Below are 13,661 nucleotides of genomic sequence, written 5' to 3' on the forward strand. Positions count from 1 at the left end.
CGCATGACGCAGGCATTACACATACATTTTCCCGGTAAGCTGGTTTTCGGGAACGGCACGCTTTCCCAATTGGCCGGTGATCTGGCCGGTCTGGGCAAAAAAAAGGTGTTCATCGTAACCATCAGCCCGTTGCTGGGCCAGCTGGCACCACTGATCGCGCAGCTTACGGCAGCGGGTATTACGGTGCAGACCGATACCAGCATTGTGCAGGAGCCGACCTTCGCCGATTTCCGTGCGCTGATGGCCGTAGCCGAACCCTTCGACCCGGAGGTGGTGCTGGGCATCGGGGGCGGCAGTGTACTCGACGTGGCCAAGCTGGTTGCGGCGCAGCTGGGCAATGCCCAAACGCTGGCTGAGTACGTAGGTATCGGCTTGTTGGCAGGCCGCAGCCGGACGCTGATCTGCGTGCCGGCCACCTCGGGCACGGGCAGTGAGGTGTCGCCGAATGCGATTCTGGTCGATGAGACGGACAACCAGAAAAAAGGGATCATCAGCCCGTTTCTGGTGCCGGATCGGGTCTATGTCGATCCGTTGCTGACCCTGAGCGTTCCCCCGGCCATCACGGCAGCTACCGGTATGGATGCCCTGACGCATTGTCTGGAGGCCTACACTAACAAGTTCGCTCAGCCGCTGATCGACCTCTATGCGTTTGAGGGCATGCGCCTGATCGCCGCACATCTGGTGCAGGCGGTGACCAACGGATCAGACGAGGAAGCCCGTTCGCAGGTTGCGATGGGCAGTCTGCTGGGTGGTTTCTGTCTGGGACCGGTCAATACGGCCGGTGTGCACGCGCTGGCATATCCGCTGGGAAGCTTGTTTCATCTGCCGCATGGCTTATCCAATGCCTTGTTGCTGCCGTATGTCATGGCGTTTAATGCCCCGGCGGCTCCGGCCCGTTACGCGCAGGTCGCGCTGGCTCTCGGCTGTGAGCAGGGAGAAACTGACGGGGAGACCGCTCAGCGCGGGATTGCTAAAATACGGGAACTCAATCAGGCGTGCGGCATTCCGGCGCGGCTGAGTGAGGTTGGTATTCCGCATGAGGCGATCCCGGACATGGCCGGAGATGCCCTGAAAATTACCCGATTGCTGAAGAATAATCCGCGGGAGATTACCCTCGCCGATGCCATAACCATATACGAGGCCGCCTACTGAAGATGACTATGAAAAAGAAATACCGGGGCGTCATTGTTCCCATGGTTACCCCGCTGACCGAAACCCATACGCTGGATAAGGCGGGCGTCGAAAAAATTATGGCGAATCTGTACCGCCACGAAGCCATGCCGTTTATCCTGGGTACAACGGGCGAAGCGGCCTCGTTACCGAACGACCTGAAGCGGGAATACATCCGGACGGCCGCGCGGGTAAAACCGGCCGGGACGGTGCTGTACGCCGGCATTTCGTCCAATTGCCTGGAGGAGTCCGTGGCGTTTGCGCATGAAAGTTTTGACGCCGGAGTCGATGTGGTAGCCGCTACACTGCCGTCGTATTATACACTCCCGGAAAGCCAGATGCAGCGTTACTTCGAGCAGCTGGCCGACAAGGTGAAGGGGCCGATGATTATTTACAACATCACCGCCACTACCCACATGTCGATTCCGCTGGAGGTGCTGGATGAGCTGAGCTACCACCCGAATATTGTGGGCACCAAAGACTCGGAGCGTAGCCTGGAACGGCTGGACCGGTCGCTGAAGCTATGGGCCAACCGGCCTGATTTCAGTCATTTTCTGGGCTGGGCCGCTAAGTCGGCCTATGCGCTGATCAACGGCAGCGACGGGCTGGTACCAAGCACCGGCAACCTGTTCCCATCGATTTATCAGGAAATGCAGAAAGCCATTGCCGTGGGTGATCACGAACGGGCCTACTCGTGTCAGCACCAGTCGGATCTGTTTGGCAGCCTGTACCAGAGCGGCCGGACCCTGGGCGAATCATTGTGGTCCTTGAAAGTACTGATGCAGGAGCACAACCTCTGCCAGCCGCACGTTATGCCGCCCTTACAGCCGATGTCAACCAAAGAAGCCGCCGCGTTAATCGCAGGGCTGGAAGAATTATTGGTTAAAGAGAACGTTTAACATAAACCCCACCCCCGACCCCTCCCCTTAAAATAAGGAGAGGGGGGCAACCCCGTACGGGCGACCCCGTGTGGTCGCCCAAACCTGATCCCGTGTGGTCGCCCAAACCTGACCCCATGTGGTCGTCCGAAAAAAATATGACAACAAAACCAATCGTGGGCATAACGATGGGCGATCCTGCCAGCATCGGCCCCGAAATTGCGATAAAAGCCCTGCTTGATCCGGCGGTTTACGACAGCTGCAACCCGATTCTGGTCGGTGATGCCGGTGTGTTTACCGACATTGCACAGCGGCTGGGCCTTGCCGTCCGCATTCATCCCGTGACGCAGGTGCGTGATGCCCTGTTTACGCCGGGAACGGTCGATGTCTATGACCTGAACAATGTTGACCTGAGTCAGCTACGGTTCGGCGAGATTTCGGCCATGGCCGGTGAAGCAGCGTTTGCGGCCGTAAAAACGGTGATCGAACTGGCACTGGCCAACGAGGTAGATGCCACCGTAACCGGCCCGATCAACAAAAAATCAATCAACGAGGCGGGCCATCATTTTGCGGGTCATACCGAGATTTATGCCCACTATACCAACACCAAAAAGTATGGCATGCTGCTGGTTGAGGAGCAGATGAAGGTCATTCACGTTTCGACCCACGTCTCGCTGCGGCAGGCGTGTGATCTGGTAAAAAAAGACCGGATTCTGGAAGTAATCGACCTGCTACAGAACGGGCTGATTTCGCTGGGCGAAGAAAATCTGAAAATCGGGGTAGCCGGTCTGAACCCGCATGCGGGCGACTCAGGCCTGTTTGGTACCGAAGACGATCAGGAAATACTGCCCGCCGTTGAAGAAGCCCGCCGCCGTGGATACGATGTCGATGGCCCCGTACCGGCCGACACGCTGTTCTCAAAAGCCGCTACCGGCTACTACGGCGGTATTGTGGCGATGTATCACGACCAGGGCCATATTCCGTTCAAACTGACCGGCTTCAAGTGGAATGCCGCCAAACAGCAGATGGACAGCGTGAAGGGCGTGAACATCACGATGGGGCTGCCGATTATCCGTACCTCGGTCGATCACGGAACGGCCTTCGAAATTGCCGGCAAGGGTGTCGCCAGCCCCGACGCCATGCTCCTGGCCATCGAATCCGCCGTGAAGCTGGCGAAAAACAGGTAAAACGGAATGATATTCCGTTTAAGGCGCGGAGAGATATATGTTTGCAAACGGAATATCATTCCGTTTTACATAATACAACTATGCTATCCGTAATTGCTGATGACTTAACGGGGGCGGCTGAGCTGGCGGGTATCGGTATGACCTATGGCCTGCGGGTCGAACTGGCGATGACTGCCGATCCGGCGTCAACCGCTGATTTGCTGGTGGTATCGACCGATGCACGGTCGGTGGCCGAACCGGAGGCTGTGGCGCAGATGACCGCGGCAACGCAGGCGGTAAAGGCCCTGAAGCCGTCCCTGCTCTATAAAAAAATGGATTCCGTGATGCGGGGCCATGTGCTGGCGGAGGTGTTTGCCCAGATGGAGGTCGTGGGCACACCGAACGCCTTGCTGGTTTCGGCTAACCCGGCCCTTGGCCGAACGCTGACGGGCGGTATCTATTACGTCAACGGTGTCCCGATTGCCGGGACGCATTTTGCGCAGGACCCTGAGTTTCCAGTCTGGCACTCCGACGTACTGACCCGCCTGCGGGCCGACCGTACGAAGGTGTTTATCCGCCCGACCGGTAGTCCGCTGCCGGAGCAGGGCATTGCCATCGGCGAAGCCGCGTCGGTCAGCGATCTGGCCGTCTGGGCACAGACCGTCGGGCCGGAAACATTTCTTGGTGGCGCGGCTGGTTTCTTTACCGCCCTGCTCGACGCCCGCGGCTTGCAGAAACAGGCTGTACCGGAGCCATTTATATTTCCGGAAACGGTCCTGTATGTATCAGGGACGGCTTTTGGCAAGAGTGTCGCCCTGGTGAAAGATGCTGCTGACAAAGGCCATACCGTGCGTTACATGCCTGTCGGGCTGATGCGGGCTGACCGCTTCAGTGAGGAGGAACTGCAGGCCTGGACATCGCTGGTGGCGGCGGATATGCTGTTGCAGAAGCCGGTGATCATGGCCATCCGTCCCGATGAGCAGGAGACGTTTGACGCCCTGCACCTCCGCGAATGCATGGCAAAGGCCGTGGCACAGGTACTTGCCAAAACACCGGTGCCGGAACTGGTCATCGAAGGCGGCTCAACGGCCTCGGCGATCCTCCGGCAACTCGGCATTCAGCGGCTGACACCGGTGCAGGAGCTTGGCCCGGGCGTGATCCGGATGCAGGCCATTGAGCGGCCTGCCGTACACATTACCATGAAGCCGGGCAGTTATGCATGGCCCGAAACCCTTTGGACTTTTTGATTTGTTTCTGAACGCATGTCAACCCAGACCCTGAGCGTACTTGATTACCTGATCATCGGCATTGTGCTGCTGATTAACCTGTTTTTCGGCTTACGATATGCCCGTAACCAGCAAACGACCGAGAACTATTTCGCGGCCAAAGGGCGTGTGCCGGCCTGGGCCATCGGCATGTCGCTGCTGGCTACCCTGATCAGCAGTGTTACGTTTCTGGGTTACCCGAGCGAGGGGTATGCCAACAACTGGATTCTGCTGGTGCAGGGGCTGATGGTGCCCGTTGTGCTGCTCGGTACGATCTGGTTTATTGTGCCGCTCTACCGTAAGGTAATCGGCCTCAGTACCTACGAATATTTTGAAAAGCGGTTCGGGGCCGTAGCACGGTATTACAGTTCCATCGCCTTTGTGCTCCGGCAGTTTTCGGGCATGGGAACGGTCTTTTTCCTGCTGGCCGTGGCACTGACCCGCATGACCGGAGCCGATACGTTCTACGTCATTGTTATTGTCGGACTCATCATCATTGCCGTAAACCTGCTGGGAGGGATTGAGGCGGTGATCTGGCTGGATGTTTTTCAGGGCTTTATGCTCTTTGCCAGCGGCATCCTGTGCGTGGCCGTGCTGATTTTTTCGGTAGACGGCGGGTTGCCCGAAATTCTGGATGTGGCCTCCGCCAACGGCAGGGCAGGGTTCGGCCCGTATGACATGGATTTTACGCAGCTGACGTTCATTGTCATGGTCATCAACGGGGCGTTTTATGCCATTCAGAAATACGGAACCGACCAGACAGTGGTGCAGCGGTATCTGACGGCAAAGACCGATAAAGCGGCCATCCGTGCGTCGATTCTCGGTATCTCACTGACGGTGCCGGTCTGGAGCCTGTTTATGTTTATCGGCACGGCGCTGTTTGTTTATTACCGTCAGCACCCGTTGCCGGAAGCCATGCGTCCCGATGCCGTCTTCCCGTATTTCATCATGACTCATTTCCCGAAAGGGGTAATCGGGTTTATTCTGGCCGCCATGATTTCGGCCGCCATCTGTAGCCTCAGCGCCGATCTGAACTCGCTGGCCGCCGTGGGCCTCGAAGATTTCTACAAAAAACTGCGCCCTAACGCGCCTGACAAGACCTATCTGAGGGTCAGTAAGCTGATTGTGGTGGTGTCGGGGCTGATTGCCATCGGCATCGGGGCCATCTACCTGAATGCGGGTAATGAAGGTGTTCTGGGCATTGTCTTTACGCTGTACGCCATTTTCTCGGGTGGTATCGTCGGTATTTTCCTGCTGGGCATTTTCAGCCCGCGCGCTAACTGGCAGGGCGTTAACATCGCCATTCTGGTCTGTATCCTGTTCACGTCCTATGCCTTTCTGACCTCCACCGAAATCGGCTACGGAGACAATAAAAAACTGCTGCTCGACCTGGGTGCGTATAACTTTTCGCACCACAAGCTGATGCTGGGCGTGTATAGCCATCTGGTTGTCGTAGGGGTCGGTTATGTGGCCAGTCTGTTTTTCCCGAAACCGGACCTTGACGAAAACCTGTTGTATCGGGGCTGGCGGAACGGAAAAAAAGCCGAAGCGGCACATGCGGCTTCAACCCGCGTGAAGGCGATGGTGGTGCTGCTGGTGGCCGGCACGGGCCTGTCTGCTTCCGCACAAACGGCCGATGATGCCTTCCGGCAACCGATGAAGACCGTCATTACGCAGCTGGAAAAGCGGTATGCCATCAAAATCCGCTACCCCGAAGAGCTGGTGAAAGACCGGTACGTGACCTACGCGGGCTGGCGGTTCCGGCCCGATGTAGATAAAACCCTGCAAGCGGTCTTTGCATCCCAGGACATTACCGTTGCTAAAGAAGGCGAAGGGAAATACAAATTACAGGCTTACCAATACCACCTGAAAACACCCGAAGAGGGTAAACTCCAGCTCGACTACCTCGCTTCGCTTTACCGCGACCGGGCGGGTTGGGAGGCCCGTAAAGCGGCGCTGAAAACCTGCCTGCGGGCATCGCTGAAGCTGGATCAGATGCCCGCCAAACCAAACAGTCAGCCCATCATCACGAATAAACGGCAGTATGCAGGGTATACGGTCGAAAACGTAGCGATCGAAACCGTGCCGGGCGTCTATGTGTGCGGGTCGCTGTACAAGCCGCTGAATACCAGCCGGCCGATGCCCGTGGTGCTGAGCCCCGACGGGCATTTCGGCGACGGCCGCTACCGGTCCGATTGCCAGTACCGGTGCGCCACGCTGGCGCGGATGGGCGCTATGGCGTTCAGCTACGACCTCTTTGCCTGGGGCGAATCGGCCCTCCAGTTTCAAGGCGAAGACCACCGCCGGAGCCTGGCCCAGACAATGCAGATCCTGAACGGCATGCGGATTCTGGACTGGTTGCTGACGCAGAAAAACGCCGATCCGAAGCGGGTGGCCATCAGCGGGGCCTCGGGCGGTGGCAGTCAGACGATGCTCATGACAGCTATCGAAGACCGGATTGCGGTGAGTGTGCCGGTGGCTATGCTGTCGTCGTACCACAGCGGCGGCTGTCCGTGCGAGAGCGGGATGGGTGTGCACCTGTGTGAGGGCGGTACCAACAACGCGGAGATTGCGGCCATGGCGGCCCCGCGTCCGCAGCTGGTCATCAGCGACGGCAAAGACTGGACGCAGCATGTACCCGACACCGAATTCCCGTTTCTGCAACGGACCTATGGCTTTTACGGCCAGACCAACGCGCTCGAAAACGCCCATTTCCCGCAGGAAGGCCACGATTATGGCGTCAACAAGCGGGCAGCGATGTATTCGTTTCTGGCCCGTCACCTGCATCTTGACCTGAAAGCGGTCCAACATCCGGACGGGAAAATTGATGAGTCGGCGGTGACCATTGAGCCGTTTCCGGCCATGTATGTTTTCGGGCCGAAAGGCGGGCAGTTGCCGGCCAACGCCATTCACTCGTTTGCGGATCTTGAAAAGCAGGTCGGGAAGTAGCATAAACAGGTTTACCACATAGGCACATAGACCACATAAGATGCTGAATATCTGTTTTTTCTGTACTTCTGTGTTGTGTATAGTAGTTTGATAATCAATTATATATGAACCTGACCCGTCGCGGATTTATATCCCGCAGCGCTGCTTTTGCTGCTGTGCTGTCGCTGAACCCTACTGCGCTTTGGGCCCAAAAGTCGCCGCGCTACCGGATTGCGGTGGTAGATGTAATGATTCTGAAACGGCAGAAGCTGGGTGCGCTGCCGCTAACGGCAGAAATCGGAGCCGACGGGCTGGAACTGGACATGGGCGGGCTGGGCAACCGGGATACTTTTGACAACCAGCTGGCAAAGCCGGAAATCCGGCAGCAGTTTCTGGACAAGGCCCGTGAACTGAATCTGGCTATCTGCTCAATCGGTATGACGGGTTTTTATGCCCAGTCGTTTGCAACCCGCCCGACGTACCAGCGGATGATTCAGGATTGCTTCGACACCATGCAGGCGATGGGCGTCAAGGTGGCGTTTCTGCCGCTGGGGGTGCAGGGCGATCTGGTGAAAAATCCGGAACTGCGGCCGGCCATTGTCGAGCGGCTGAAAGTGGTCGGGAAAATGGCGAAGAAGGCGGGCGTAACTGTCGGGATCGAAACGGCGCTGGATGCCCGGGGCGAGGTTGAACTGCTGAAAGAAATCGGCTCGAAACACATTCAGATTTATTTCAACTTCTCGAATCCGCTGAAATCGGGCCGGGACCTGTACGACGAACTCCGGATTCTGGGCCGTAAACGGATTTGCCAGATTCACTGTACCGACGATGACGGGGTCTGGCTTCAGAACAACACCCGCCTCGACATGCCGAAGGTGAAACAAGTGCTTGATGACATGGGCTGGAAGGGCTGGCTGGTCATCGAACGGTCCCGCGATGCCAGCGATCCCCGCAATGTGAAAAAGAATTTCGGGGCTAATACCGCCTACATGAAATCGGTTTTTCAATCCTGAAATGCCATTGTCATACCACATAGACACATAGAGCACATAAGAATAAAAAATCTTTGTTTCCTTATGTGGCTATGTGGTATGGTAAAATACTGAAAATCAACGTGTTTTTGCCTGATGGCCGGAAGCCCGGAAAGTAGCCGGTATATATATCCTCAGTTAATCCTAAAACCTAATATGAAAAAATACCTCCTGACCGGCTTTATGGCCTTGTACCTGCTGGCTCCGGCGTTGGCACAGAAGCGGGCGACCTGGATCTGGTATCCCGGCGATTTCGAAGTATGGCTCGGCAACAACATGCAGAATCGCCGGACTGAACGCGGCACGTTTCTGCCCCCGTTTTGGAAACTCGACAGCCACTACAATCTCATCGACTTTCACAAGGATTTTGACCTGGCCGAAGCCGAAGACGTGGCGCTTGCCGTTGAGGGGAAATACAATGTCAAAATCGACGGTAAGGCGTATCCGGGCTTTCCGAAGCGGATTCGTGTGCCCGCCGGTAAGCATAAAGTGAGCCTGAAAGTGTTCTGCCAGGACCGTGTGCCGGCCATCTACGTGAAGGGTAAAAACGTGGTGTCGGACGATACGTGGCTGGTGACGTTTGAGGACAAGGAGTGGATCGACGAGACCGGCAAGGCATCTGATCAGTCGGGGACAACGTGGTTGCTGGCCGGCTCGTGGAATTTTGACGACATCAATACCCCGCCGTCGACATTCCGGCTGGCGACGAAGCCGCAACCGGCCGTGAAAACCACCCGGACAGGCAAGTCGTTTTTCCTGGACTTCGGTAAAGAGACCTTTGGTCAGGTTAAACTGCACGGGCTGACGGGAAAGGGCAATGTCGATATTTATTACGGCGAATCGGCCGAAGAAGCCCGCACAACAGCGACCTGCGAAACGCTGGATCATCTGGAAATCAGTCAGTCGGCGAAACAGGACTCGGTGATGGAACTGACCAAGGCCTTTCGGTATGTGAATGTGCAGGTCGACGGCAGCGTCTCCATCGACTCGGTGTCGATGCTGTACGAGTACCTGCCGGTGGCGGACCGGGGCAGCTTCCGGTGTTCCGATGAGGAAATCAACAAAATCTACGACGTCGCCACGTATACCCTGCACCTGAACACCCGCGAGTTTTTCATCGACGGCATCAAACGTGACCGCTGGATCTGGTCGGGCGATGCCAACCAGAGTTACCTGATGAACTACTACCTGATGTTTGATTCGCCGTCGGTGACGCGGACGCTGCTGGCGCTGCGGGGCAAAGATCCGGTGACGAGCCACATCAACACCATCATGGACTACACGCTCTACTGGTTCATCGGCATTTACGACTACTACCAGCACACGGGCGACAAGGCGTTTATTAAACAGTTTTATCCCCGGATGCAGAGCCTGATGAATTACTGCCTCGGCCGCCGCAACAAAAACGGCCTCCTCGAAGGCCTGGCCGGCGACTGGGTATTTATCGACTGGGCCGAAGGGCTGAGCAAAAAAGGCGAGGTGAGTTTTGAGCAGCTGCTGTTTGCCCGCAGTCTGGAAACGATGGCGTTATGTGCGCAGGTTGCCAACGACGCCCCGAACGCGGCCATGTACAGCAAGCTGGCCGCTGATGTGAAAGCCAAACTGTTTGCCAATTACTGGAATGAGCAGAAACAGGCGCTGGTGCACAGCCGCGTGGATGGCGTACCGACGGAGAACGTGACCCGCTACGCCAACATGTTCGGTATTTTCTTCAACTACTTTACCGAAGCGCAGAAGCAGGGGGTGAAGCAGAACGTGTTGCTAAACAATAACATCCAGAAAATCACGACACCTTACATGCGTTTTTACGAACTGGAAGCGCTCTGTGCGATGGGTGAGCAGTCGTATGTACTGAACGAAATGAAAGCCTATTGGGGCGGCATGCTGAAACTGGGTGCGACGACATTCTGGGAAGAATACAACCCAACCAAAAAAGGGGCGGAACACTATGCGATGTATGGCCGAGAGTTCGGCAAGAGCCTGTGCCATGCGTGGGGTGCCAGTCCGATTTACCTGCTGGGCAAGTATTACCTGGGTGTGAAACCAACCGCACCGGCTTATGCTACCTACCTGATTGAACCAACATTAGGCGGCTTGCAGTGGATGGAAGGAAAGGTGCCTACGCCCGATGGCGAGGTGACGCTGACATGCAGTACTAAAGAGATCAGCGTAATCGGCACAAATGCCGGTACAGGAACGCTGCGGTTCCGTAGCAAAACTAAACCCGTCTGCCGCCAGGGGGAGGTACGGGCTACCGGCAGCGGCATGTACGAGCTGACGGTCGAAAAAGGCAAACATTATGTCGTGACGTATCAGCTGTAAAAGCGATGTTTCGCAGCTCCGAAACGATAGAACAAGGATAAAAACGAATGTGGGTTAACCGATTTTTCTGGCTGATTGCAGGTACGTTCGGCATGCTGACGGCGGGAGCGCAGCCGGTGCAGGTCACGGCGTTGCGGTGCGAATACCGCATTAATCCGGTGGGTGTGCAGACGCAGAAACCATCCCTGAGCTGGCAGCTCCGGAGCGATGGCCGTAACGTGACGCAAACCACCTACCGGATTCTGGTGGCCGACTCGCCGGAAGCGTTGCGGACTAATACCGGCAATTGCTGGGACTCGGGCGAACAACGGTCTGATGCCTCCATTCAGGTCCCGTATGGCGGAAAAACGCTGGTTGCGGCCAAACGCTACTACTGGAAAGTCAACGTCCGGGATAACCGGCACAATAAATCGGTTTGGAGTGCGGTGAACAGCTGGCAGATGGGCCTGTTGCAGCCGTCGGACTGGCAGCAGGCACGCTGGATTGCGTACGAAAAACTGCCCGATTCGCTGGTCAATCCGTTGCCGACCGACGGCAAAAAGGACATCGTAACGGGCGGGAACGTGTTGCCGATGTTCCGTAAGGTGGTGGCCGTTGATAAGCCCATCCGGCAGGCGACTCTGTTTATGGCCGGTTTAGGGCATTTCGATCTGCACCTGAACGGCAGCAAAGTGGGCGACCACTTCATGGATGCGGGCTGGACCAAATACGATAAAGAGGCCCAGTACGTTGCCTTTGACCTGACAAATCAACTGAAATCGGGCGAAAATGTGCTGGGTGTGATGTTGGGCAACGGCTTTTACTACGTGCCGCCGGTCAAGGGCCGCTACCGCAAGCTGAAGGTGATGTTCGGTTACCCGAAAATGATCTGCCGGCTGGCCATCACGTACCAGGACGGTACAACGGCCGATGTCCTGAGCGATGGTTCCTGGAAAACCGCTCCGTCGCCAATCACCTTTTCAAGCATTTACGGCGGCGAAGATTACGACGCTACGCGGGCGCAGCCTGGCTGGGACCAGACTGGTTTTACCGACACCCACTGGCGGCCGGTGCTGCTGACCGATGGCCCGCCGTCGCTTATTGCTCAGAGTCAGGAGCCGTTGACGGTGGCCGAAACGTTTAGTCCGAAAAGCAGTCAGAAACTTCCTGCCGGTGATCAGGTGGTTGATTTCGGGCAGAATGCCTCGGGGATTATCGAGTTGTCGGTGCGGGGGCATCGCGGGGATACGGTGCGCATCTATCCGGCCGAATTACGCAAAGCCGACGGATCGGTTAATCAGAAGGCAAGCGGCAGTCCGTTTATTTTTACCTACGTGCTGAAAGGCGCGGGAGTTGAGACATGGCGTCCGCAGTTTACGTACTACGGGTTCCGGTACGCGCAGGTGCATATGAGTCCCGTCAATCCGGCGAGTCAACCCGAATTGATCAATATCAGGAGTTTACACATCCGGAATGCCGCCGCCCGCATCGGTGATTTCTCCAGTTCAAACGACCTGTTCAACCGCACAAATACGCTGATTGACTGGGCCATTAAGAGCAATATGGTCAGTGTGTTTACCGATTGCCCGCACCGCGAAAAACTCGGCTGGCTGGAAGAACTGCATCTGGTCGGCGCTTCGGTGCGGTATCAGTACGACATTGCCAGTCTGCTCAAAAAGGCTGTGCACGACATGCGTACATCGCAGCTGCCCGACGGACTGATTCCGGAAATTGCACCGGAATACGTCAGATTTGATTGGGGAGGCGGTATTTTCCGCGATTCGCCGGAGTGGGGGAGCAGCGCCATCATCGTGCCGTGGTACCTGTATCAGTGGTTCGGCGAGACAAAAGAACTGGCCGACAGCTACCCGATGATGCAGCGCTACATCGCCTACCTGGGAACTAAGGCCACCAACCACATCCTGTCGCAGGGCCTGGGCGACTGGTATGATCTGGGGCCTAAACCACCGGGCGTCTCACAGCTGACACCGATGGGCGTTACCGGTACGGCCATCTACTACTACGATCTGACCATTATGGAGCAGATTGCGACATTTTTGGGGAAAGCCGGCGATGCCCGGCAATACCGGTCACTGGCGGTGGAGGTGCGCAAGGCATTCAACAACGCGTTTTTTAACCGGGAAACCAAACAATACGCCACCAACAGCCAGACAGCCAACGCTATGGCACTGTTTATGAAGCTGGTTGAGCCGCAGTACGAAGCGGCGGTCGTGGATAATCTGGTTGCCGACATCCGGAGCCGGAACAACAGCCTGACGGCCGGAGACATCGGGTATCGCTACCTGCTGCGGGCGCTCGAAAACGCGGGCCGTTCAGACGTGATCTATGCGATGAATAACCGCTCGGATGTGCCGGGCTACGGCTACCAGCTGGCGAAAGGCGCCACCGCGCTGACGGAATCGTGGCAGGCCCTGCCGACGGTATCCAACAACCACTTTATGTTGGGCCACCTGATGGAGTGGTTCTACGCCGGACTGGTCGGGATCAAACAGGAAGAAACGTCAGTCGCCTTTAAGCGGACGGTGATTTATCCGCAGCCGGTGGGCGATGTGATGCACGCGCAGGCGTCCTACGAATCACCGTACGGCCGGATTCAGTGCGCCTGGCAACGCACCGGCACCACCTTCGACCTGACGGTTGAGATTCCGCCCAATACGACGGCCACGGTCTATCTGCCCGCCGACGGCAGCAGTCCGGTACGGGAGGGTGGCCGGGTCGTCAAGCCGGTCAGCCACGCCAATGGCCGTGCACAGGTCCGGATCGGGTCAGGGACGTACCGGTTCCGGACGAGGGTTGGCGGGCTATAAAGAAAGATGCCTGGCGGCCGGGGGGGGGGGGGGGGGGGGGGGGTGGGATAATAGAAAAGGGGGCGGCCCCCCCCCCCGGCAGAAAGAAGAAAGG

At 57.0% G+C, this 13,661-nt stretch carries 8 protein-coding genes; all 8 read left to right on the forward strand.

The genetic code is table 11. From position 1 onward, the window contains the following. Positions 1-3 precede the first annotated feature (3 nt). The 8 genes from AC23NW_RS21145 to AC23NW_RS21180 all read left to right on the forward strand — a co-directional run bounded on the left by AC23NW_RS21145 (position 4) and on the right by AC23NW_RS21180 (position 13,567). Complete coding sequence (locus tag AC23NW_RS21145) at positions 4-1,152, forward strand: iron-containing alcohol dehydrogenase (RefSeq protein WP_487451829.1); 1,149 nt, start codon at positions 4-6, stop codon at positions 1,150-1,152. 8 nt (positions 1,153-1,160) lie between these two features. Beyond that, positions 1,161-2,069, forward strand: a complete 909-nt coding sequence (locus AC23NW_RS21150; RefSeq protein WP_487451831.1) for a dihydrodipicolinate synthase family protein — start codon at positions 1,161-1,163, stop codon at positions 2,067-2,069. A 137-nt stretch (positions 2,070-2,206) separates the two neighbouring features. Continuing rightward, positions 2,207-3,235 carry a 4-hydroxythreonine-4-phosphate dehydrogenase PdxA gene (pdxA, locus tag AC23NW_RS21155; protein WP_487451832.1) on the forward strand — a complete coding sequence of 343 codons (1,029 nt, stop codon included), beginning with the start codon at positions 2,207-2,209 and terminating at the stop codon, positions 3,233-3,235. An 80-nt stretch (positions 3,236-3,315) separates the two neighbouring features. After that, on the forward strand, positions 3,316-4,461 hold the full coding sequence (locus AC23NW_RS21160) for a four-carbon acid sugar kinase family protein (protein WP_487451833.1): 1,146 nt from the start codon (positions 3,316-3,318) through the stop codon (positions 4,459-4,461). A 15-nt stretch (positions 4,462-4,476) separates the two neighbouring features. Next, positions 4,477-7,428 carry a sodium:solute symporter family transporter gene (locus tag AC23NW_RS21165; RefSeq protein ID WP_487451835.1) on the forward strand — a complete coding sequence of 984 codons (2,952 nt, stop codon included), beginning with the start codon at positions 4,477-4,479 and terminating at the stop codon, positions 7,426-7,428. A gap of 104 nt (positions 7,429-7,532) precedes the next feature. Next, positions 7,533-8,420 (forward strand): sugar phosphate isomerase/epimerase family protein, encoded by an 888-nt coding sequence (locus AC23NW_RS21170; RefSeq protein WP_487451837.1) that lies wholly within the window; start codon positions 7,533-7,535, stop codon positions 8,418-8,420. Positions 8,421-8,594: 174 nt separating this feature from the next. Continuing rightward, the gene (locus tag AC23NW_RS21175; RefSeq protein ID WP_487451839.1) at positions 8,595-10,760 is read left to right on the forward strand and encodes an alpha-L-rhamnosidase-related protein; all 2,166 of its coding nucleotides are present in this window, start codon (positions 8,595-8,597) and stop codon (positions 10,758-10,760) included. Positions 10,761-10,807: 47 nt separating this feature from the next. Continuing rightward, entirely contained in the window at positions 10,808-13,567 is a 2,760-nt protein-coding gene (locus AC23NW_RS21180; RefSeq protein WP_487451840.1) for a family 78 glycoside hydrolase catalytic domain, read from the forward strand. Positions 13,568-13,661: the final 94 nt, after the last annotated feature.

Source organism: Arsenicibacter sp. R0_47 (assembly GCF_057652235.1).

Bases quoted from the DNA above. Each gene is read 5' to 3' on its own strand.
- AC23NW_RS21145 (WP_487451829.1), top strand. From the start codon at position 4: ATGACGCAGGCATTACACATACATTTTCCCGGTAAGCTGGTTTTCGGG.
- AC23NW_RS21150 (WP_487451831.1), top strand. From the start codon at position 1,161: ATGAAAAAGAAATACCGGGGCGTCATTGTTCCCATGGTTACCCCGCTG.
- pdxA (WP_487451832.1), top strand. From the start codon at position 2,207: ATGACAACAAAACCAATCGTGGGCATAACGATGGGCGATCCTGCCAGC.
- AC23NW_RS21160 (WP_487451833.1), top strand. From the start codon at position 3,316: ATGCTATCCGTAATTGCTGATGACTTAACGGGGGCGGCTGAGCTGGCG.
- AC23NW_RS21165 (WP_487451835.1), top strand. From the start codon at position 4,477: ATGTCAACCCAGACCCTGAGCGTACTTGATTACCTGATCATCGGCATT.
- AC23NW_RS21170 (WP_487451837.1), top strand. From the start codon at position 7,533: ATGAACCTGACCCGTCGCGGATTTATATCCCGCAGCGCTGCTTTTGCT.
- AC23NW_RS21175 (WP_487451839.1), top strand. From the start codon at position 8,595: ATGAAAAAATACCTCCTGACCGGCTTTATGGCCTTGTACCTGCTGGCT.
- AC23NW_RS21180 (WP_487451840.1), top strand. From the start codon at position 10,808: ATGTGGGTTAACCGATTTTTCTGGCTGATTGCAGGTACGTTCGGCATG.